Raw genomic sequence first — 22,041 nt, 5'->3', positions numbered from 1 at the left:
CAGATGTCCAAAGGTGTTCCTGTCAGCCTGTGCCCTCGCCGCCGTCGTCATGTTCTGGTTATGAATCCTGACCCTAGCGTGGTGCCCATGGAGGTGCCATGCTGGGTCTGGTGAATCGCTCGATACAGAATTTTCTGACCGATACATTCGGTGAGAGGATTTGGCACACCGTTGCTTGCAAGGCAGAGGTTTTCCCCGAGGGATTCGAGCCGATGCTAAGCTATGAGGATGCGCTTACCGATCGCTTGCTTGATGCGGCCTGCGAGCTGTTGGATCGGCGGCGGTTTGATTTCCTCGAAGACCTGGGAACCTATCTGAGCACCCGAGAGGCCGTGCGACGCTTGCTGCGCTACGGTGGGCGAGATTACGTTGATTTTCTGCTCTCTCTCAATGAATTGCAGGGGCGAACACAGCTGGCGCTAGAAGATCTCAAGCTGCCGAAGTTGACATTGCGAGGCTTGGGCGATGGGCGCTATACGCTTAGCGTGATTGGTGCATCACCGGGCTGGGGCGCGGTGTTTGCCGGGGTGTTGCGCGCGATGGCCGATGATTACGGAGCCTTAGTGCTGATTGAGCTAAACGAGCATACCGAAGATGGTCTGGCTGGAGAGGCGATCGCGGTGCAGCTTCTTGATTCCTTTCATGCATGCGGGCGGTCCTTTGATCTGTCAGATGCGGCGGGGGCAGAGATGTGAACGAATTTCATCGACCGCCTGACGTATCGCCGCTTGGCTCGGCCACTGCCTTACGTGATGACGTCGTCATATCGACCAAATCGGCGCAAGAATTTTCGTTGTCTGAGCCCATGCTCGGCGCGCTATTGCCAATGTTCTTGTGGGTCGATCCCCAAGGAAAAATTCGCGCGATGGGCCCCACATTGCATAAAGTGCTGGGAGAGGATGCGACGTTTGGCCAGCCATTTTCGCAGCATTTCCGCGTAGGACGCCTGCAAGATCGGATCGAACCTTGTGATGGGGCAGAAGGTTGTGACCCTGCCGTCGCAGAGGGGGCAAAGGGATTGGGGGATTGCGGCGCTTCGCTGGGCGCAATCGCGAACGAGCGAATGGTGCATCTTACCTTGTTGTCGCAACCCGCGATTGGCCTGCGCGGTGAGGCTTTTGCACTCGGCCCGAAAGGTCGGGATGGCACCTTGATGAATCTTAGCTTCGGGTTCTATCTGCGAGAGGCCGTCGCTAAATTTGCCCTGACAGAGCGGGATTTTTCGCCCGCAGATCTGGCAATGGAGCTGTTATATCTGCAGGAGGCGAAATCGCTGGTGATGCAGGAGTTGCGCGCGCTCACCCTGCGCCTGGATGGTGCGCGCAAACAGGCCGAGACACAGGCTTTGACCGATCCGCTGACCGCTTTGGCCAATCGCCGCGCAATGGAAGCGGCGCTGGAACAAGCAAGTGCGGGGGCAGCACAAGGGGGGGCACCTTTCACGCTGATCCAGATTGACCTCGATTATTTCAAATCGGTGAACGACACCTTGGGCCATGCAGCGGGCGATTATGTTTTGCTTGCTGTTGCACGGATTCTTCATGAGGAAATGCGTGCAGGTGACCTTGCCGGCCGAATGGGGGGCGACGAATTCTTGCTGCTATTGCGCGGCGTCATGACGTCTCAGCAGGCGATGCATCTGGGCGATCGGATCATCGCGCGTTTGCGAGAACCGCAATGGTATGAGGGGCGTGAGTGTTTAGTTTCGGGGTCACTTGGCGTGGTGATGTCGCTTGATTATCAGTCACCCGAGACTGAGCGTATGCTTGTTGACGCCGATACCGCGACCTATGCCGCGAAAAGTGCCGGGCGCGGGTGTTGTGTCTTGTATCGTGATCTGGAAACGCCAAATGTCTAGGTGTGCTGCGTGCAAACCTCAAAACGCGTGGCGTAGATTTTTCTTTGGTTTCCCTCGCTTGATCGGCTAAGGGCAGCCTATGAGACAAGGGTTTCCCATTGCACGGCCGGGGATGCGCATCGGCATTTTGGGTGGATCATTTGATCCAGCCCATCACGGTCATGCGCTCATCACGCGTGAGGCTCTGCGCCATTTCGATCTTGATCAAGTGTGGTGGATGATTAGCCCGGGCAATCCGCTTAAGCGCAAAGGGCCTGCGCCGATGGCGCAGCGCATCGCGCAGGCACAGCAGATTATGCGCGATCCACGTGTTGTGATCACAGATGTTGAGGCGCGGCTTGGCACGCGGTTCACGGCTGATACGCTTGCGCATCTGCAAGCACTCTATTCCCGTGTGCGCTTTGTCTGGCTAATGGGGGCGGATAATCTGGTGCAGTTCGATCAGTGGGATCACTGGCGCGACATCATGGAGCGCGTTCCCATCGGTGTGCTGGCGCGACCGGGCTGGCGGATGCGCGGGCGCAAGGCGCGTGCGGCGCGGATCTACGCGCAGGCGGAACTGCCTGCCCACTTCTCTCATGCGCTCGCAAGTGCGCAAACCCCGGCTTGGTCTTTTGTAAACATTCCGATGTCGCCGCTATCTTCAAGTGCGATCCGCGCGCAGGGCGATTGGCCGCGCCGTTAAAGTGCATGCCTGCTTGAAGCCGCGATTGACGCTGCGCTAGGGTCAGGTCGGCAATCACGCGGGAATCGGGTCATAAACATGCTGTCACGTCGTAAACTGCTAAGCGGCTTTCTTGCCGGCACGGCGATTTCTGTGCTGCCAGCGACGCTGCGTGCGCAGACCACGATTGCGCCCAGTGCGGCGCTGATCCGCGGTTCGGGGCTGAGTGGCGATGTGGGGTTTGTCGTGGCCGATTTGCGCACGGGGCAGGTGCTTGAAAGTCAGGGCGCGAACACGGCGATGCCCCCTGCATCGGCACTAAAGGCGATCACCTCGCTCTATGCGCTGGAAAACCTGGGGTCACAGTTTCGCTTCGGCACACGATTGATCGCGACCGGGCCGATTGTGGGCGGCATCATTCAGGGTGATTTGATCCTCGCGGGGGGCGGTGATCCGACGCTTGGCACCGATGATCTTGCAGGAATGGCCAAGCAACTGGCGGCGAGGGGCGTGCGCGGCGTGGCGGGGCGTTATTTGACGTGGTCGGGGGCGTTACCCTACACGCGCGAAATCGCCGATGATCAGCCAATTCACGCGGGCTATAACCCGTCGCTTTCGGGGCTGATGCTGAATTACAACCGCGTGCATTTCCAATGGAAGCGCGCTGGCAATGGCTGGGCGCTTAGCATGGATGCGCGCGGCAAGACCGCTCAGCCGCCCGCCTACACGGCCAAGGCGGCGATCGTGAATCGGGCCAAGCCGCTGTTTACCTATTCCGATCGCGGCGGAATTGAGCAATGGACGGTGGCCTCTAAGGCGCTTGGGCGGGGTGGCAGTCGCTGGCTGCCTGTGCGTAACCCGGCCGCCTATGCGGGCGATGTGTTTCAGACGCTTGCGCGCGCCCAAGGGATACCGCTGCCGGGGCCGCAAAGTATTTCGCGTATGCCCGGCGGCGATGTTTTGGTGACGCAGGCAAGCGATGCACTGTCGCCGCTATTGCGGGCGATGATGAAATATTCAACCAATCTGACGGCTGAGGCGGTGGGCGTCACCGCGAGCGCACGGCTTGGGGCAGGCAATTCATTAGCTGCGTCTGGTAAGGCGATGTCAGCTTGGCTGGGCGCACGCACGGGGGCACGCTCCGCGCGGTTTACCGATCATTCTGGATTGCGTGCGGATGCGCGCATCGCGCCGGGTGATATGGTGACAGCGCTGCGGGTTTTGGGCGTGCCGATGGGACTGCGCAGACTGATGAAGCCGTTCAAGCTGCGCGATGCAACCGGCAAGACGATGAAAGCGCAGCCCTTTGCGGTGGACGCCAAAACCGGGACGCTTGATTTCGTGTCAACGTTGGCGGGCTATATGACCGCACCTGATGGCACCGAGCTGGTCTTTGCGATTTTCACCAGCGATTTGGCGCAACGGCGGCGCAATCGTGGGCATGAACGTCCGGCGGGTCAGCGCGACTGGGTCAAACGCTCAAAAATCTTGCAAAGCCAGTTGTTGCAGCGGTGGGCCGCCGTGTATGGCGTTTGATCAGCCGTTCACATAGGTCCAGACGATCTCTTCGAGGCGGGGCAGCAGATCTTCGTAGACCAGAGCAACATCAAACAGCGCCAATTCCGGTAGCGCCTTTCCGCTATGGGTCGGTTCAAGCATATAGATCAGATCGCTCCACGCGTAATGGGCCTGCACAAGCGCCTCAAACGTATCGGGGGGCGGGGGATTTGGCGTATCGCCAATCGAGCCTGCGCGTAGAGCGTAAGCGGTTTGCTCGAACAACTCGGTTTTCGCGCGCATTTGGTTGAGATGGCTTGCCACATTGACCTTGCGGGTCTTGGCCACGGTAAGCAGGCAGAATTCCTTGACGATGGCTTGCGATAACATGCGTTGGCGTCCGGCGAGATCAATTTCCGCGATGCGGGTGCCGGATTGGGTCTGTTGCGCCTTGGAGAGCGCGCTTACGACGGACTGAGTTGCTTTGAGCAAATAGGTTCAAGTCGCGCGAGTTGATCAAGCTGCGCGATATTGCCCCGGTCGCCAGCAGCGACCTGATCGCGAATGTGGGTCGCGAGGTTGCGATAGGGCCCCCAAATGATCTGGCTTTCATGCAGCGCGATGCGCGCCGCAAGCGTCGTGACGGCGGGCAATCCCGTCGCAGGCGCGCCAGTCTCTAGGTGATCGAGTGAGACACGAAACAGATCAAGCGAGTCGGTCAGGATTCGAAGCTGCCGCTCGCGATCAATATCGAAGGTTACAAAGCACGCCGCCGCAGTCTTCCGCTGGCTGAGCGGGCGTTGGCGCGCCGCGATATCTATGCGCAGCTTGGCAATTTCCGCTGCGCTGCGACCTTGTGCAAGCGCGGGAAGGGCAAGCCCGAGCCCGCATAGGAAAGCGAAAACAAGACGGAACAGATGCATCGAACCCTCGGGCAAACAGAGTTGCCGAGGGTTGTAACAAAGCCCGGTTTCGACGCGGTTAACTCTACCTCAAAGGGTCATATGACGCGCCCGCGCGCCGCGTTCGATAGCCACCGCATGTAGCCGATCAATGTCCAACTCGGCGCGAATTTCCTCTAGCATACGCAGTTCGGTCTGGCGGATCGCGCCATCGGCGGCGGCGATGTCACAGGCCAGCGCGTAAGCGGTCTCATATAGACGTTCGGGCAGCGCCGCACGGATCAGACCAAACAACGCCTCCAGCCCATCTTCCTCCTCAAACAGCGCATAGACGGATTTCGACACGCGCGCGGCGCGGTCGATATCGTAGCTGGCAAAGATCGGCATGTGGTCGATGGTGCGGTTGATTGCGATGAGTTCGGACATGGGCACGTCCTCATCAGCGGCGGAAATCGCGACCATGACCGCGATCAAGGCGTCTTGGGGCGACAGAGAGGTAAGAGGATTGGGCACGAGAGACTCCTAGTAAAGGGTACAGAGTGCAAATTATTGACTGTAAGCGCGCGCCGCAATAGGTGGGGCGCGAGTGGGCGCGATGGGCGCGCCGCGATGAGGTGTGCTATGACGAGCTTGCGTGACGCTGCGATGAATTCCAAGGCCTGGCCCTTTGAGGAGGCGCGTCGGCTGCTCAAGCGTTATGAAAAGAAGGCTCCCGAAAAGGGCTACGTGCTGTTTGAGACGGGCTATGGGCCCTCGGGGCTGCCCCATATTGGTACGTTCGGTGAGGTCGCGCGCACCACGATGATCCGGCGCGCCTTTGAGGTGATCTCGGATATCCCTACAAAATTGCTGTGCTTTTCCGACGATATGGACGGGATGCGTAAGATTCCCGCGAATGTGCCCAATCAGGAAATGTTGCGCGCGCATGAGCAGGAACCGCTGACTTCGGTGCCCGATCCGTTCGGGCAATACCCTAGCTTTGGCGATCATAACAATGCGATGTTGCGCCGGTTCCTTGATACGTTCGGGTTCGAATATGAATTCGCGAGCGCAACGGAGTATTACAAATCCGGCAAGTTTGACGACATGCTGATCCGCTCGGCAGAGCGCTATGATGATATCATGGCCATCATGTTGAAAAGTCTGCGCGAAGAGCGCCAGCAGACCTATTCGTGTTTCCTGCCGATCCATCCCGAAACAGGGCGCGTTTTGTACGTGCCGATGAAGGAGGTCAATGCCAAGGACGGCACGGTGACCTTTGACGATGAGGATGGGCGGGAATGGACGCTGCCGGTCACGGGTGGCAACGTTAAGCTGCAATGGAAGCCCGATTTCGGGATGCGTTGGGCGGCGCTGGACGTTGATTTTGAGATGTATGGCAAGGATCACTCGACCAACACGCCGATCTATGACGGGATCTGCCGCGTTCTGGGTGGTCGTGCGCCCGAGCATTTCACCTATGAGCTGTTTCTGGATTCCAATGGTGAGAAGATTTCCAAGTCGAAAGGCAACGGGCTGTCGATTGATGAATGGCTGACCTATGCCTCGACGGAATCCCTGAGCTATTTCATGTATCTCAAGCCGAAAACCGCCAAGCGGATGCATTTCGATGTGATCCCGAAAGCGGTGGATGAATATCACCAGCAGTTGCGCGCCTTCCCCGATCAGGATGCCGAGAAGCAGGCCAATAACCCGGTCTGGCACATTCATGGCGGCCAGCCGCCCGAAAGCAAAATGGTTGTGCCGTTCTCTATGTTGCTTAATCTGGCAAGCGTTGCCGGGGCGAGCGATAAGGACGCGCTGTGGGGCTTTATCAAGCGCTACGCGCCCGAGGCGACGCCCGAAACCCACCCCGATCTGGATCAGGCGGCGGGCTTTGCGGTGCGCTACTTTACCGATTTTGTGGCCCCTGAGCGGCAGTTCCGCCTGCCCAGCGATCTTGAGCGCGCCGCCATCGAAGATTTGCGCGCACGTCTTGCCGCGCTGCCAAAAACCGATCTGCACACGCAATTCGAAGACCCGGCAGATGCGCTGCAAACGATCGTTTTCGCGGTTGGCAAGGATCACGGGTTCGAGCCGCTGCGCGATTGGTTCAAGGCGCTGTACGAGGTGCTATTGGGCGCCTCGCAAGGCCCACGTTTTGGCGGCTTCGTCGCGCTTTACGGGGTTGATGAGACGATCGCGCTGATTGATCGGGCGCTGGCGGGCGAATTGGTGGCCTAAGCTAAGCCCCTTTAAGACAGTATCGAAAACGCCCGTGCCGATTGCGCGGGCGGTTCGTTTTGCGCGTCCTCGAAAGGGGCTGCGCACGATGCTCTCAGCACTTCTTTAACCTTCTCCACTAGCTCTTGTCGGGCCGAGGCGCATGCCCCGGTCGATCTCCGGCACGAGATTTTAACGGCCTTGACCGCCAGCGCAGAGCAATCTGCGCGGTTGCGCCGCAGCGCCGAGATCTCGTGTCGGGCGGGTGGGAACAGGAACAAGAGGATTGCTGATGAACGTGGCGATTACCGATGGGCTGGTGTTGACCCCGCCCGCTTTCGATGACGGGCTGGATCGATGGTCGAGCGAGAACGGCACGCCGGGCTCAACGACTTATCAGGACGCGGCCAATGCGGCTTTTGTCCCAGCGGATGCGGATTTTTCCGGCTGTTTGGAGCTGCTCAAGACGCAGAGCACGCAAAAGCTGCGTGCGATGGTCAAGACGCCGATCTTGCCGGGGGCATACCTGAGAATCTCGACACGGGTGAAAGCGATGAGTGGCAATCTGCCCTCGGTGCGCATCGCGGGCTATGCGGTGAGTTCGAGCGGTGGCCATGTCAGCGGGCTGACCGAAATTGGCACGTCGGTCGCGCTGTTGAACTACGGCGAGATCGTCGAGGTGTCGGCGATTGTTGGCACCGGTAATCGGGCGGGCGTTTCGATGGTTTGGGGGATGCAGCCGAGCGACGGTTATTTCGGGTTGGATCTGACGGGCTCGAACGGCGGCGTGGTGCGTATCGATGACATCCAGATCGAGGATGTGACTGACGCGTTCCTGCGCGACATGATGGAATGGGTCGATGTGCGCGATTACGGTGCTGTGGGCGATGGCAGCACCGATGATACGGCTGCGTTTTCTGCCGCCGATCAGGCTGCCGCCGGGCGCATGATCGTGGTGCCGGGGGGCAGCTATTATCTGGGCTCGACGATTTCGATCAAGGCCCCGATCAAGTTTGTCGGCACCTTGGTTATGCCGGTTTTGGCGAAACTGACGCTGCTGTCTTCCTTTGATTTTCCGACCTATGCCGATGCGTTTGGCGATGAAGAGGCGGGGTTCAAGAAGGCGTTGCAGGCGTTGTTTGGCTATACCGATCACAACGTTCTTGACCTTAAGGGGCGGCGCGTCGAGATCACGGCCCCGATCCGCATTGAGGAACTCGCGCCCGATCTATCGAACTTCTCGAACCGCCGGATTTTGCAAAACGGCCAGTTCAACGTGATCGAAGGTCCAGCGTGGGATGATGAGGTCGTGACCTCGCAGGCGACCTATTCCACGGCGCAATCCACGCAACTGACCAATGTCGCCAATATCGCCAATATTCCGGTGGGTGCGCATGTCACCGGTTCTGGCGTGGGGCGCGAAGTCTATGTGAAATCGGTCAATATCGGGGCGGGGACGCTCTATCTATCGCAGCCGCTTTATGGCGGGTCGGGCACGCGCAACTATACCTTTACGCGCTATCAATATGTGCTGGATTTCTCGGGGATGGATAAGCTGGATCGCTTTAACATCGCCAATGTCGAGTTCCTGTGCAACGGCGCGGCGAGCTGCCTGATGCTTGCGCCTGATGGACAGATGACGCAGATCCGCGACTCTTATGTGGTGCGGCCCAAGGATCGCGGGATTACCTCAATTGGGCGGGGTTGTCAGGATTTGCTGGTCGATGGCTGTCAGTTCTTGTCAGACGAGATGCTGACGCCCGCGCAGGATCGCAAATCGGTCGTGCTTAACGTCAATGCCAATGACTGCAAGATCCGCGACTCGCGCTTTGTGCGGTTTGGGACGACTTTCGTTCTGAATGGCTCGGGGCATTTGATCGTGGGCAATCACTGGTTTCAGGGCGATGAGGAAACGGCGGGCGTGCGTGTGGCGGGGCTGGTGTTTACCCAGACCAATGTGCAGGCAGCGGTGACGGGCAATTACATCGATAACTCGGTGATTGAGTGGACCAATGAGCATGATGCCAATCCTGATTTCGGCAATGAATACAGCTTTGGCGGGCTGACGGTGACGGGCAATACCTGTGTGTGCATTAACGTCGCGCCATGGTTCAACTGGCTGTCGATCAAACCCTATGGCGCGGGGCATTTCGTGCAAGGTCTGAGCGTGGCGAACAACGTGTTCAAATCGCTCAATGGCAATATCGACCGGATCGAGCAGATCGACACGACTTTTGCCGATCTGGATCGCTCGCGGATGCGCAATGTTACGTTCGAAGGTAATATGTTCAACGCGATCAATAGCATCACGCAAAACCCGGTGGTAATTGAGGTTAATCAGGGCAGCGCGCAATCAGTTTGGACGGTGGACCCAAGTGACTACCTTCCCTTTGGCGGTTGGGCGCGCAATTGTCAGGGACTCGTGGCTGAGGGGATGGTGCGCAACGCATCGGGGTCGCGCGTAGAGGCGATGCCTTATGTCGCCGTGGAGCAGGGGGCGAGCAAGACGCAGGCTACGATCAACTGGCCCGAAGCGGCGAAGGGGCGAATGCAGATGGTGCTGCGGATGGATACGCCGATTTAATTGAGATTGCTTTGAGGCAGTCGGCGCGCGGGGAACACTCTCGCGCGCCTTTTCTATGACGCGACGGGCATCAAATCGCTGGCAGTAAGCTGCCAAGCACGCCCGAATCCGCCATTCAACGCTCCCGATTGCGGGGTGAGCACGAAAAAGATGAAATCGGGCAGGTCGATATAGAGCTTTGATTTCGGATGGCTTTCCAGCCAATGGGTGCGCAGCGCCGCAAAGCGGGGATCGTCGCGCGCGATCTGATGGGCCATGACGCGCAGTGCCAGTCGCGAATGGGTCAGCGGGTCGCCCTTTTCCTTAGGCTCGCCCAGCAAAAGCCCCGCGCGCGGGTCGGCCAGAAGCGCCGTTGTGTGCGCCGCCAAACCCGAGACCAATGTAAGTATTTCACCACTTGGCGCAGTGCCAGTCGCGATGCGGGTCACAGCGGGAAAGCCGCTTATCCCGTCATTTACGGCGAGCGCCCCAAACGTTGCCGCCGCAATCAGGCTGCGGGCAAGCTTGCGCGCCTCATCGTTGGTCGGCCGTATCGGATTGATCGGGGATTGGGGCATTTTACCTTGGTGGGGTCCTTGACAAGCCTAGACGTGAGGCGTTTGGTGGCGCCGCATAATCACAGTTAGCGACCCATCATGAACGATACAACCCAGACTGGGGAGTCGCGTGCCTCTGGCATGCCGCGTGTCCCGTTGCGTCCCAAAATTCTTACTGCATTGGCCGAGGGCTACGATGCCAAGGCGTTGCGCGCCGATCTGGTGGCGGGGCTGACGGTCGCGATCGTCGCGCTGCCGTTGTCGATGGCGATTGCAATTGCCTCGGGTGTTGGGCCGGAACGCGGCTTGGTTACATCAATCGTGGGCGGCGCGCTGGTGTCAGCGTTTGGCGGCTCGCGGTTCCAGATCGGCGGTCCTGCGGGGGCGTTCATCGTGCTGGTCGCGGCCTGCGTGATGCAATCGGGCGTCGAGGGCTTGATCTTGGCGACAATGCTGTCGGGGATGTTGATGATGGTGTTCGGCTTTTTGCGGCTGGGCAGTTACATCCGGTTCATGCCCTATCCGGTGACGGTGGGGTTCACGACGGGCATCGGGGTGATTATCCTTGCCAGCCAGTTCAAGGACATGTTTGGCCTGTCATTGCCGGGCGGTGAGCCGGGGCCGATCCTGCCCAAGATTGCCGCACTTTGGGATGCACGTGGCACAGCCAGCCCAATGGCGATTGCTGTAGCGATTGCAACGATGGGGACTATCATCGCGCTTAAGCGGTTCGCTCCGCGACTGCCCGCGTTGCTGATCGCAGTGGCGGTGGTCACGTTGGTCACCGCGCTGGCGGGCCTGCCGGTGGAAACCATCGCCAGCAAATTCGGCGAATTGCCCCGCTTCCTGCCTGCCCCTGCAATTCCAGATATGAGCTGGGATAAGGTCAGCGCCGCGTTGCCTTGGGCGCTGTCTTTCACGCTGCTTGGGGCGATTGAATCGCTGCTGTCTGCGATGGTCGCGGACGGGATGAGCGGCGGGCAGCATCGCTCGGATATGGAGCTGGTCGGGCAGGGCATTGCCAATATCGGCTCGGCGCTGTTTGGCGGGATTTGCGTGACCGGCACGATTGCGCGCACCGCAACCAACGTACGCGCCGGGGCACGCTCGCCCATCGCAGGTATCGCACATTCGGGGATATTGCTGGCGACGATGATGGTTGCCGCTCCTTTAGCCGGAAGCATTCCGTTGGCGGCTTTGGCGGGGCTGCTGGGGATCGTGGCGTGGAACATGATCGAGCGGCATGAGTTCGCAGCGCTGACGCGGGCGTCGCGCGGCGATGCGATGGTATTGTGGGTGACCTTCCTCGTCGTGACCTTCCGCGATCTGGCCGAGGGGATCGTGCTGGGCTTTGCGCTGGGCGGTTTGGTGTTCATTCGCCACATGGCCGAACTTGCGCAGTTGCGTGAAGGCAGTGCGCCAGCGGCCGATAACCCCGAGGCGCAAGATCCTGATGTGCTGCGCTACCGCCTGCACGGGATGGTGTTTTTCGGCTCTGTCGCGCGTCTGGGCACAATTTTGGCGCGTATTGCGCGGTGGCCGCGCATGGTTGAGATCGACATGGGCGAGGTGAGTTTCATCGACTCCACTGGGGCGAAGATGATTGCGACGCTCGCGCAACAGTTGCAACGCCGTGGTGGGGCGCTAAAGATCGTGAATGCGCGCCCTGAGATCGCGCAGTCCCTCCATGCCTTTGGTATGGATCAGGCTGGCGTCGAAGTCAGTTTGAAATAAACTCAAACGGCGAATCACGCGCGCAGCCTCTTTCATGGGGCTTTGCGTGCGTGCTTTGATCCTTGACTATCCGGTCAGTTTGCAAACCCTCACAATTTTCCGCTACGTCAACAGCCAAGCGCTTGAAACGGCTTGTCAAATTTTTGACTTAATTTGCTAACTTTACAAAGTTAGCGCAAACTCTGTCAAAACATTTACAGAAAAATCTAATGCACAAAGGGGGTTACATGAAACTTAACGTTTGGGTTACACTTGCCGCAGGGTAGGAGTGTTCACGGCGTCGTCGTGGGCAGGAGGCGGCCTTGGGCCGCGAGACGAAATTGTGGGAGGACGCCAATGGCTGCTCAGGAACAACTTCAACAAGTCCCGGAAATCAAGGAAGTCCCGCCGGGTTTTGAAAACGCGCATGCGGACGCTGCGAAATATCGCGCGATGTATCAGGAATCGATCATGGACCCGGATACGTTCTGGGGTCGCGAAGGCAAGCGTCTGGACTGGATCACGCCCTACACCAAGGTCAAGAACACCGATTTCACCTATGGCCATGTCCACATCAAATGGTTCGAAGACGGTGTGCTCAACGCATCGGTGAACTGCGTCGACCGTCACCTCAAGGATCGCCCGCTGCAAACCGCGATCATCTTTGAGCCCGATGATCCCAACGAGCCTGCCCAACATATCACCTATCGCGAGCTAAGCGAAAAGGTGAACCGGTTCGCCAACGTCTTGCTGAGCCAAGGTGTAATGCGCGGCGACCGCGTCGTAATCTATCTGCCGATGATCCCCGAAGCCGCCTATGCGATGCTTGCCTGTGCGCGGATCGGTGCGATCCATTCCATCGTGTTCGCGGGTTTCTCGCCCGACGCGCTGGCCAACCGGATCAACGACTGCGGCGCCAAGCTGGTGATCACCGCTGACAGTGCCCCGCGTGGCGGGCGTCGCACGCCGCTTAAGGCGAATGCCGATGCCGCACTGCTGCACTGCTCGGATAAGGTGCGCTGCCTTGTGGTCAAACATACCGGCGATCAAACGACTTGGATTCAAGGTCGCGACGTTGACGTTAAGGCGATGATGGAAAACGTCTCGCCCGAATGTCCGCCGCGTCCGATGAATGCCGAAGATCCGCTGTTCATCCTATATACCTCTGGCTCGACGGGCAAACCCAAAGGCGTGGTGCATACGACCGGCGGTTATCTGGTTTATGCTTCGATGACGCATCAATACACGTTCGATTATCACGATGGCGACGTGTTCTGGTGCACCGCCGATGTTGGCTGGGTCACCGGTCACAGCTATATCGTCTATGGCCCGCTGGCCAATGGCGCGACCACGATCATGTTTGAAGGCGTGCCGACCTATCCCGATGCGGGTCGCTTCTGGGCCGTGTGCGAAAAGCACAAGGTCAGCCAGTTCTACACCGCCCCCACCGCGATCCGCTCGCTGATGGGGCAGGGCACGGAATGGGTCGATAAATACGATCTGTCCTCGATCAAGCTGCTGGGCTCTGTCGGCGAGCCGATCAACCCCGAGGCTTGGGCGTGGTATGATCAGCATATCGGCAAAGGCAAATGCCCGATCGTTGATACGTTCTGGCAGACCGAAACGGGCGGTCACATGCTGACCCCGCTGCCCGGTGCGATCCCGACCAAACCCGGCTCGGCAACGCGACCCTTCTTTGGCGTCAAACCCGTTATTCTGGATGCGCAAACCGCGCAGCGTCAGGACGAAACCGAAGCCGAGGGCGTGCTGTGTATCTCGGATAGCTGGCCGGGCCAGATGCGCACACTTTGGGGCGATCACGAGCGCTTCCAAGAGGCCTATTTCAGCCAGTATCGCGGCTATTACTTCACCGGTGACGGCTGTCGTCGTGACAAGGATGGCTACTACTGGATCACCGGGCGCGTTGATGACGTGATCAACGTTTCGGGTCACCGGATGGGCACCGCCGAAGTCGAATCCGCGCTAGTGGCACACCAAGCCGTCGCCGAGGCCGCTGTGGTTGGCTACCCGCACGAGCTGAAAGGTCAGGGCATCTACGCCTATGTCACCTTGATGAACGATGTCGAACCCACCGACGAGCTGCGCAAAGAGCTTGAAAAATGGGTCCGCACCGAGATCGGACCGATTGCTAAACCCGACATCATCCAATGGGCTCCCGGCCTTCCGAAAACCCGCTCGGGCAAGATCATGCGCCGTATCCTGCGCAAGATCGCCGAGAACGATTTCGGCAGCCTCGGGGATATCTCGACACTGGCCGATCCCTCGGTGGTGGATGAGCTGATCGAAAACCGTGGCGTTAAGTGATAGCCAAGGGAGGAGAGGCGATGACTGACGCAAAAAGCACCGTGCTGATCCTGCTTGGCCCTCCGGGGGCAGGTAAGGGCACGCAGGCCCGTATGCTCGAAGAAAAGTTCGGCTTGGTGCAACTGTCCACCGGTGATCTGCTGCGCGCAGCGGTCGCTCAGGGCACGCCCGCAGGTAAGGCTGCCAAGGCGGTGATGGAAGAGGGCGGTCTGGTTTCGGATGAAATCGTGCTGGCCATCTTGCGCGACCGTCTGGGGCAGCCCGACGTGGCGCGCGGGATCATCCTTGATGGATTTCCGCGCACCGCAGGGCAGGCAGCCGATCTGGATAAGCTGCTGAAATACACCGGCCAAAATGTGGACGCCGCGATTAGCCTTGAAGTTGACGACGAGGCAATGATCACGCGCGTGGCGGGCCGCTATACCTGCGCCAAATGCGGCGAAGGCTATCACGACGAATTCAAGCAGCCCGCAGTTGCGGGCGTTTGTGACAAATGCGGCGGCACGGAGTTCAAACGTCGTGCCGACGATAACGCCGAGACGGCGCGTGCCAGGTTGGAGGCCTATCACGCGCAGACGGCACCACTGATCGCCCATTACCGGGCGCTTGGTGTTCTGCAAGAGGTCGACGCGATGGGCTCCATCGACAAGATCGCTGCAGATTTGGGGTCAGTCGTAGAACGCGTCTCGGCCTGACTATGGGAGGGGCGGGCCCATGAGGGGCCCGTCTGGAGAAAACGAATGGGAGTTACGCTCATGGCGGACAAATCCTCGTCCAACGCCTATTGGAAGGCGAATATCCGGACCATCCAGCTGTTTCTGGTGATCTGGTTTGTTGCATCCTTCGGCTTTGGCATTTTGCTGCGTCCGATGCTTGCGGGTATCAAAGTCGGCGGCACTGATCTGGGCTTCTGGTTCGCTCAGCAAGGTGCAGCGCTTGTGTTTCTGGTTCTCATCTTTGCCTACGCATGGCGGATGAACAAACTGGACCGCGAGCACGGCGTCGAAGAATAAGAACATCTAGGGAGGACTAGAGGGACATGGATCAGTTTACTCTGAACCTGCTGGTGGTTGGTGCGACCTTCGCGCTTTACATCGGCATCGCAATCTGGGCCCGTGCGGGCTCGACGGCAGAATTTTACGCAGCAGGTCGCGGCGTTCACCCCGTGCTGAACGGCATGGCGACGGGCGCGGACTGGATGTCTGCCGCTTCGTTCATCTCGATGGCTGGTATCATCGCATTCAGCGGTTATGACGCATCGACCTATCTGATGGGTTGGACTGGCGGCTATGTGCTGCTTGCGATGCTTGTTGCGCCTTACCTGCGCAAATTCGGCAAGTTCACCGTGCCGGAATTCATCGGCGACCGTTTCTACAGCCAAGCGGCTCGCAACGTGGCCGTGATTTGCCTTATCGTGGCGTCGATCACCTATGTTATCGGTCAGATGACGGGTGTGGGCGTGGCGTTCTCGCGCTTCTTGGAAGTCGATAACACCACCGGTCTGTTCATCGGTGCGGCCATCGTGTTCCTGTATGCGGTTCTGGGCGGCATGAAAGGCATCACCTACACGCAGGTGGCGCAATATGTCGTGCTGATCATCGCCTACACGATTCCGGCGATCTTTATCTCGCTGCAACTCACGGGCAATCCGATCCCGGCGCTAGGCCTGTTCTCGAACGATGTGAACACCGGCGCGCCAATCCTTTCGACGCTGAACGACACGATTGAGGCGCTGGGCTTCAAATCCTACACCGGGCAGCATGACAGCACGCTGAACATGTTCCTGTTCACCATGACGCTGATGATCGGCACCGCCGGTCTGCCCCACGTCATCGTGCGCTTCTTCACCGTGCCGACTGTGGCGGATGCGCGCAGCTCTGCTGGGTGGGCGCTGGTGTTCATCTCGCTTCTCTACCTCACCGCTCCGGCTGTGGGTGCGATGGCGCGTTTGAACCTGATCAACACCTTCTACCCCGAGGGTGTCAGCCAACCGGCTGTCGAGTTGAGCCAGATCGAAACCTCGCCGCAAAACTTGTGGGTGCGTAACTGGGCCACAACCGGCTTGCTGACGTTTGACGACAAGAACGGCGATGGCCGCATCGAGTATAACGCTAACCCCGCGACCAACGAACTGGACGTGAACCGTGATATCATCACGCTTGCCAACCCCGAGATTGCCAACCTTCCGGGTTGGGTGATCGCACTGGTGGCGGCAGGTGGTCTGGCGGCTGCACTGTCCACGGCTGCGGGCTTGTTGATGGCAATCTCCTCGGCGGTAAGCCACGATCTGATCAAGTCGCAGTTCAACCCCGGCATTTCGGAAAAAGGCGAGCTACTGGCTGCCCGGATCTCGATGGCGGTGGCGATCGTGGTGGCGACCTATCTGGGTCTCAACCCGCCCGGCTTTGCAGCGCAGACGGTGGCCTTGGCCTTCGGTCTGGCGGCCAGCTCTATCTTCCCGGCTCTGATGATGGGGATCTTCTCGAAGAAGGTTAACAACGTGGGTGCCGCGACAGGGATGCTGGTGGGTCTGACGACCACGCTGGTCTATATCTTCCTGCACAAAGGCTGGTTCTTTGTCGCCAGCACGGCAAGTTTCTCGGATGCTGATCCGATGATCCTGACGATCAAATCGACTTCGTTCGGTGCGGTTGGTGCCTTGCTGAACTTCATTGCTGCGTATGTCGTGACCGGGATGACCAAAGAAGCACCGGAAGACATCCAGGAACTGGTTGAATCGATCCGCATCCCCAAAGGGGCCGGTACCGCAACCGATCACTAAAACTCTGGCACGGGCGCAGTGTAGGCTGCGCCCTAAGCCTGCTTAAAACCGGAGGGCGCCCCCATATCGGGGCGCTCATCCCCCTCGGAAGGATCAAGATCATGAACGCCGATCTGCCCACCATCCTCGCGTTTCTTGAAGGCGTTCATCCCTATGACAACCTGCCCCGCAATGAGCTGGAGCGTGTCGCCAGTTCTTTCCGTCGCAGGGAAATCGCCGAAGGCACGGTGATTTATGCTCAGGGCGATCCGCTTGAGGGTCTGTATCTGATCAAACGCGGCACTGTTGAAGTGACCGACCAAAACGGTGCGCTGGTCTCGATACTGGGGCCGCGCAACAGCTTTGGCGAGCGCGGTTTGATGCGTGACGGGCTGGCCGCGACCACGGCCAAGGCAAGCGCGGAAACCGTGCTGCTGGTGCTGCCGGTCGAAGATTTCCGCAGGCTTTCGCAAGACGCCCCGCCCTTTGCGCGGTTCTTCAATCGCACGCGCGGGGGCGAGACCCGCACCAATTCGATTGCGACGATGAAGATCGCCGATCTGCTGGCGCGCAAGCCGCTATCCTGCCCGCCCGAAACAACCGTGGCCGAGGCCGCGCGGATGATGCGCGATCAGCATGTTTCCTCGCTGGGTGTGACCGGCCCTGAAGGCGCGCTGCAAGGCATTCTGACGGTGCGCGATTTATCCAATAAGGTGCTGGCCGAGGGACGTGCGCCCGACATTCCCGTCAGCGACGTGATGACGCTGGATCCGGTGACGCTGACGCCAGAGGGGCTTGGCTCAGATCTGCTGCACATCATGCTGGAACGCCGCGTTGGCCATCTGCCGATCACCGATCACGGGCGTTTCGTGGGCATGATCACGCAAACTGATCTGACGCGCTTTCAGGCGGTGTCCTCGGCGGTTCTGATCCGCGATGTTGCCGCCGCAACCACCGTGGCCGAAATGGCCGCTGTCACTGCGCAAATCCCGCAGCTTCTGGTACAGCTTGTCGGGGGCCATCACGCCCATGAGGTCGTGACGCGGCTGATCACCGACATCGCCGATGCGGTGACGCGCCGCCTGCTGGCGATGGCCGAGGCCGAGCTGGGCGCGCCGCCCGTGCCTTATCTGTGGATGGCCTGCGGATCGCAAGGCCGCCAAGATCAGACTGGCGTCTCCGATCAGGATAACTGCCTGATACTCGACGATGCCGTCACCGAAGACGGCATGGCCTATTTCCAGAACCTCGCCAAGATCGTTTCGGACGGGTTGGATGCCTGCGGCTATGTCTATTGCCCCGGCGACATGATGGCGACAAACCCGCGTTGGTGCCAGCCGGTGCGGGTCTGGCGCAGCTATTTCGACGGCTGGATTTCCAAGGCCAACCCCGAGGCGCAGATGCTGGCCTCGGTGATGTTTGATCTGCGCGCGATCGGGGGCAATGGCGCAAGCCTGTTTGCCGATCTGCAAGCCGAGACGCTGGAGCGCGCGTCGAAAAACTCGATCTTCGTGGCCCATATGATCGCCAATTCGCTGAAGCACACGCCGCCCTTGGGGCTGCTGCGCGGCTTTGCCACGATCCGATCGGGCGAGCACCGCAACCATATCGACATGAAACATAACGGCGTGGTGCCGGTCACCGATCTGGCGCGCATCTATGCGCTGCAGGCGCGTCTGACGGCTGTGAACACCCGCACCCGCCTAGTCGAGGCCGAGGCAGCGGGCGTGCTGTCTCATTCGGGCGCGCGGGACCTGATCGAAGCCTATGATCTGATCGCCTCAATGCGATTAGAAAATCAGGCCCATCTCGCGCGTTCCGGGCGCAAGCCCGATAATTATCTCGCACCGTCCGATCTGTCGGATTTCGAACGCTCGCATCTGCGCGACGCGTTTGTCGTGGTGCGCACAATGCAATCGGCTATCGGGCATGGAAAAGGCGCGGTCAGCTAGGGAGGATCTATGCTCAACGATTTCATATCAACCATTGCGGCGGCGCTGTTTGTCGGGCTGATCGTGTTTCTGCTTAGTCATATGAGCAAGAAATACCGCGGCGTGGCATTGCCGAAATGGATGATGCCTACGGCGGCGGGGATGACGATCATCGTCTATTCTATCTGGATCGAATACACATGGTATCCCCATATGCGTGCCGAGATGCCGAAATCGGTGGTGGTGTTGCAGGCCGTGGATGAAAGCGTTCCGTGGCGACCCTGGACTTATCTGATGCCGATGGTCGTGCGCTTTATGGCGGTGGATAGCGACAAGGTCATCCACCCGGTCGCCAGCGCGCCGCAACTGGCCGAAACCGATTTGCTGCTGATCGGGCGTTGGCGCCCGGTGCAAACGGTGCCAACGGTCTATGATTGCAAAACCGGCAGCCGTGCCGATCTGATCGGCGGCGCGACACTCTCGCCTGATGGCACGTTGTCAGGCGCACAATGGATGAAACTTCCGGAGCAAGATCCGGGGCTTAAGGCGGTCTGTTCGAAAGGATGAGAAAATGGCCGACGGGGGGAGACAACACCGCGTCCTGATCGTAGAGGATGAGGACAATATCGCCATCGCGCTCGACTATCTCATGAGTCGCGAAGGCTACGCGCATGAGCGCATCGCAACAGGGCAGGGCGCGCTGGAACTGATCCGCGATAGCCGCCCCGATCTGGTGTTGCTTGATGTGATGTTACCCGAAGTTTCCGGCTATGAGATCTGTCAAAAAATTCGCGCTGACACAGACTTGTCCGATGTGCGCATCTTGATGATGACCGCGCGCGGCTCTGCGATGGAGCGTCGCAAGGGTTTGGCACTGGGTGCGGACGGGTTCATCGCCAAGCCGTTCGAACTGGGCGAATTGCGCGCCGAGTTGCGCCGTATTCTGGACGGGGAGACGACCTGATGGACCTCACCCAGCTTAGCCTTCGGACACGGGTTTTCCTGTTCTTCGGGGCGCTGGCGCTGGGCAATTTGGCGGCGCTGGTTGCGGGGCTTTGGTTCGGCTATACCCGCATTTCCGATCCGCAACTTTTGAACGCGATGGTGATTGGCGGGACGGTGGCAGGGTTTGTCATCCTCGGGCTGATCGCGTGGATCTGGTTCCTGTTTGACGAAAACGTCGCCAAGCCGATCGAGCGGCTTTCGGGCCTTTTGCGCGCACGCAGCTCTGCCGATGTCACCCTAGATTTCGATGACAAGATTGCGCGGTATCTGGGCGATCTTGCCCCGGCTGCGGCGTCTGTCACACAACATTTGGCAGAGACGCGCAACGCACTAAGCGAGGCCGTGCAGCGCGAAACCACCCGGCTCGCAGGCGAAAAGGAACGCCTTGAGGCGTTGCTCTCGGATGTGCCCGTCGGCGTGTTGTTGTGCACCTCCGATCATCAATTGGTGTTTTACAATGGGCAGGCCGTCGATCTGCTGGGCTCGGCACATGCGCCGGGATTGGATCGCCGGGTGTTTGAATATCTGCACGCCGCACCGATTGCGCACGCTTATGAACGCCTTATCGCGACGCAAGACCCCGATGCCGCCTCGGATCTGCTCTGCGCCACGGTGGATGATGGCAAGGTGCTGGCCGCGCGGATGCGGTTAATGTCTGAGGGCGAGGATCACCATCTCACGAAGCGCCCCGGCTACGTTCTGACGCTGCGTGATGTGTCGGGCGATATGGCGAGCCATGCCGCACGTGAGCAGTTGATGGACGAGCTGTTCGACCGCATCCGTCGCCCCGCTGCGGCGCTGCAATCGCTGATCGGGGTGCTGACCGCTGAGGATGGGCCAACGGGGGCCGCGCGCGATCCGGTGCGGTCTGCTGCGCAATCCGAGGCCGTGCAACTGTCGGGGACGATCCATGAGTTCTTTGAGCGTCACGAGGCCAACCGCGCCGATTGGTGGCCACTTGCAATGATCCGCGCCTCGGATCTTGGTCAGGCCGTCACGGCGCGGGTTCAGGCCGATGGCGGGACGATTCTGCCTGTCACCTCGGCGCTGATGCTGCGTTGTGAAGGCTTTGAGATGGTGGCGCTGCTCGCCATGCTGGTGCGCAAACTGCCTCCGCGCCACGATCTGCGCCTCGAAATCACGCAAGAGGGTACGGGCGCGCTGATTGCGCTGGAATGGGTGGGGGAGCCAGTCTCGATCACAGATCTTGAGGGCTGGCTTGAGACGCCGCTGGATATCGGCATCGACGACGTGACCGGGCGCCGCGTTCTGGCGATCCACGCCACAGAACTCTGGCCTGAAACGCTGCCCGACGGGCGCGGTCGGCTATGTCTGCCTCTGCGCGAGGCTCGCCATGTCACACAACGCCCCAAACCGGTTCCGCGCGCGGTGGTCTATGATTTCGATCTGCTCGAGCGCGAGCGTGTGGCCGAGATTGCAAACACCCCGCTGCTGAACCTGACCTATGTCGTGTTTGACACCGAAACGACGGGCCTTTTGCCCAGCGAAGGCGACGAGATCGTGCAGATTGCGGCGGTCCGCATCGTCAATGGTCGCCGTGTGGAAAGCGAGATTTTCGACACGCTGGTCGATCCGGGGCGCTCGATCCCGGCCTCGTCAACCTCGGTGCACGGGATTTCCAACGCGATGGTGCAAGGCGCGCCCGATATCGCCGAAGTCGGGCGCAGGTTTCACAAATTTGCGCAAGGCGCGGTGCTTGTGGCCCATAACGCGCCCTTCGACATGGAATTCCTGCACCGCAAAGAGGCTGCGATCGGCGAGCGGTTCGACAATCCGGTTCTTGATACCGTGCTGCTCTCGGCGGTGGTGTTTGGCCAGTCCGAGACCCACACGCTGGACGCCCTAACGCATCGCCTTGGCATCACAATCCCCGAAGAGGCCCGCCACACCGCGATTGGCGATACGGTCGCGACCGCCGATGCGTTCCTGAAACTGCTACCCGCTTTGCAGGGGCGCGGATTGATTACCTTTGGCGAGGTCGTCGAGGAACTGCGCAAACATGGCCGCTTGCTTAAGGATTTGAATGCCTAGCGCCAAGACGC

19 protein-coding genes are annotated in these 22,041 nt (G+C 59.6%); 15 read left to right on the top strand and 4 right to left on the bottom strand.

From position 1 onward, the window contains the following. The first annotated feature begins 98 nt into the window (after nucleotides 1-98). From ACN0SD_RS16115 to dacB, 4 genes are all read left to right on the top strand, one after another. A complete protein-coding gene (locus tag ACN0SD_RS16115) occupies nucleotides 99-695 on the top strand; it encodes a heme NO-binding domain-containing protein (RefSeq protein ID WP_417809249.1) in 597 nt (198 codons plus the stop codon). Beyond that, the gene (locus ACN0SD_RS16110; RefSeq protein ID WP_417809248.1) at nucleotides 692-1,858 is read left to right on the top strand and encodes a GGDEF domain-containing protein; all 1,167 of its coding nucleotides are present in this window, start codon (nucleotides 692-694) and stop codon (nucleotides 1,856-1,858) included. Before ACN0SD_RS16115 ends, ACN0SD_RS16110 begins: the two co-directional genes overlap by 4 nt. Nucleotides 1,859-1,937: 79 nt before the next feature. Continuing rightward, nucleotides 1,938-2,543, top strand: a complete 606-nt coding sequence (locus tag ACN0SD_RS16105) for a nicotinate-nucleotide adenylyltransferase (RefSeq protein ID WP_417809247.1) — start codon at nucleotides 1,938-1,940, stop codon at nucleotides 2,541-2,543. A gap of 78 nt (nucleotides 2,544-2,621) precedes the next feature. Next, the gene (dacB, locus tag ACN0SD_RS16100) at nucleotides 2,622-4,058 is read left to right on the top strand and encodes a D-alanyl-D-alanine carboxypeptidase/D-alanyl-D-alanine-endopeptidase (RefSeq protein ID WP_417809246.1); all 1,437 of its coding nucleotides are present in this window, start codon (nucleotides 2,622-2,624) and stop codon (nucleotides 4,056-4,058) included. On the opposite strand, the gene ACN0SD_RS16095 is transcribed toward dacB, so the two are convergent. From ACN0SD_RS16095 to ACN0SD_RS16085, 3 genes are all read right to left on the bottom strand, one after another. Beyond that, the gene (locus ACN0SD_RS16095; protein ID WP_417809245.1) at nucleotides 4,059-4,511 is read right to left on the bottom strand and encodes a type IV pili methyl-accepting chemotaxis transducer N-terminal domain-containing protein; all 453 of its coding nucleotides are present in this window, start codon (nucleotides 4,509-4,511) and stop codon (nucleotides 4,059-4,061) included. It lies immediately after the preceding gene. Beyond that, on the bottom strand, nucleotides 4,484-4,942 hold the full coding sequence (locus ACN0SD_RS16090) for a hypothetical protein (RefSeq protein WP_417809244.1): 459 nt from the start codon (nucleotides 4,940-4,942) through the stop codon (nucleotides 4,484-4,486). Before ACN0SD_RS16090 ends, ACN0SD_RS16095 begins: the two co-directional genes overlap by 28 nt. A 69-nt stretch (nucleotides 4,943-5,011) precedes the next feature. Further along, on the bottom strand, nucleotides 5,012-5,434 hold the full coding sequence (locus ACN0SD_RS16085) for a tellurite resistance TerB family protein (protein ID WP_417809243.1): 423 nt from the start codon (nucleotides 5,432-5,434) through the stop codon (nucleotides 5,012-5,014). A gap of 108 nt (nucleotides 5,435-5,542) precedes the next feature. Here ACN0SD_RS16085 and ACN0SD_RS16080 point away from each other — a divergent pair, with 108 nt between their 5' ends. Together ACN0SD_RS16080 and ACN0SD_RS16075 are read left to right on the top strand one after the other, a co-directional pair. Beyond that, a complete protein-coding gene (locus ACN0SD_RS16080; RefSeq protein ID WP_417809242.1) occupies nucleotides 5,543-7,144 on the top strand; it encodes a lysine--tRNA ligase in 1,602 nt (533 codons plus the stop codon). A gap of 271 nt (nucleotides 7,145-7,415) precedes the next feature. Further along, complete coding sequence (locus ACN0SD_RS16075) at nucleotides 7,416-9,707, top strand: glycosyl hydrolase family 28-related protein (RefSeq protein WP_417809241.1); 2,292 nt, start codon at nucleotides 7,416-7,418, stop codon at nucleotides 9,705-9,707. A 53-nt stretch (nucleotides 9,708-9,760) separates the two neighbouring features. On the opposite strand, the gene ACN0SD_RS16070 is transcribed toward ACN0SD_RS16075, so the two are convergent. Continuing rightward, nucleotides 9,761-10,264, bottom strand: a complete 504-nt coding sequence (locus tag ACN0SD_RS16070; RefSeq protein ID WP_417809240.1) for a HugZ family protein — start codon at nucleotides 10,262-10,264, stop codon at nucleotides 9,761-9,763. Between the two features lie 78 nt (nucleotides 10,265-10,342). On the opposite strand from ACN0SD_RS16070, the gene ACN0SD_RS16065 reads away from it, so the two are divergent. The 9 genes from ACN0SD_RS16065 to ACN0SD_RS16025 all read left to right on the top strand — a co-directional run bounded on the left by ACN0SD_RS16065 (nucleotide 10,343) and on the right by ACN0SD_RS16025 (nucleotide 22,030). Then, nucleotides 10,343-11,977 carry a SulP family inorganic anion transporter gene (locus ACN0SD_RS16065; protein ID WP_417809239.1) on the top strand — a complete coding sequence of 545 codons (1,635 nt, stop codon included), beginning with the start codon at nucleotides 10,343-10,345 and terminating at the stop codon, nucleotides 11,975-11,977. Nucleotides 11,978-12,313: 336 nt separating this feature from the next. After that, on the top strand, nucleotides 12,314-14,281 hold the full coding sequence (gene acs / locus ACN0SD_RS16060; protein ID WP_417809238.1) for an acetate--CoA ligase: 1,968 nt from the start codon (nucleotides 12,314-12,316) through the stop codon (nucleotides 14,279-14,281). A 20-nt stretch (nucleotides 14,282-14,301) separates the two neighbouring features. Next, a complete protein-coding gene (locus ACN0SD_RS16055; protein ID WP_417809237.1) occupies nucleotides 14,302-14,976 on the top strand; it encodes an adenylate kinase in 675 nt (224 codons plus the stop codon). Between the two features lie 60 nt (nucleotides 14,977-15,036). Then, the gene (locus tag ACN0SD_RS16050) at nucleotides 15,037-15,294 is read left to right on the top strand and encodes a DUF4212 domain-containing protein (RefSeq protein ID WP_417809250.1); all 258 of its coding nucleotides are present in this window, start codon (nucleotides 15,037-15,039) and stop codon (nucleotides 15,292-15,294) included. A gap of 26 nt (nucleotides 15,295-15,320) precedes the next feature. Then, nucleotides 15,321-17,063: a sodium:solute symporter family protein gene (locus ACN0SD_RS16045; RefSeq protein ID WP_417809236.1), complete on the top strand. Its 1,743-nt coding sequence runs from the start codon at nucleotides 15,321-15,323 to the stop codon at nucleotides 17,061-17,063. 101 nt (nucleotides 17,064-17,164) lie between these two features. Beyond that, on the top strand, nucleotides 17,165-18,994 hold the full coding sequence (locus tag ACN0SD_RS16040; protein WP_417809235.1) for a DUF294 nucleotidyltransferase-like domain-containing protein: 1,830 nt from the start codon (nucleotides 17,165-17,167) through the stop codon (nucleotides 18,992-18,994). Nucleotides 18,995-19,003: 9 nt separating this feature from the next. Next, a complete protein-coding gene (locus ACN0SD_RS16035) occupies nucleotides 19,004-19,540 on the top strand; it encodes a hypothetical protein (protein ID WP_417809234.1) in 537 nt (178 codons plus the stop codon). Nucleotides 19,541-19,544: 4 nt separating this feature from the next. Then, nucleotides 19,545-19,937: a response regulator transcription factor gene (locus tag ACN0SD_RS16030; protein ID WP_417809233.1), complete on the top strand. Its 393-nt coding sequence runs from the start codon at nucleotides 19,545-19,547 to the stop codon at nucleotides 19,935-19,937. After that, on the top strand, nucleotides 19,937-22,030 hold the full coding sequence (locus ACN0SD_RS16025) for an exonuclease domain-containing protein (protein ID WP_417809232.1): 2,094 nt from the start codon (nucleotides 19,937-19,939) through the stop codon (nucleotides 22,028-22,030). Before ACN0SD_RS16030 ends, ACN0SD_RS16025 begins: the two co-directional genes overlap by 1 nt. Nucleotides 22,031-22,041 lie beyond the last annotated feature (11 nt).

Origin of the sequence: Thioclava sp. (assembly GCF_048263065.1) — a bacterium.
Lineage (GTDB): Bacteria > Pseudomonadota > Alphaproteobacteria > Rhodobacterales > Rhodobacteraceae > Thioclava.
This window is presented reverse-complemented; position numbering and strand designations above follow the sequence as displayed.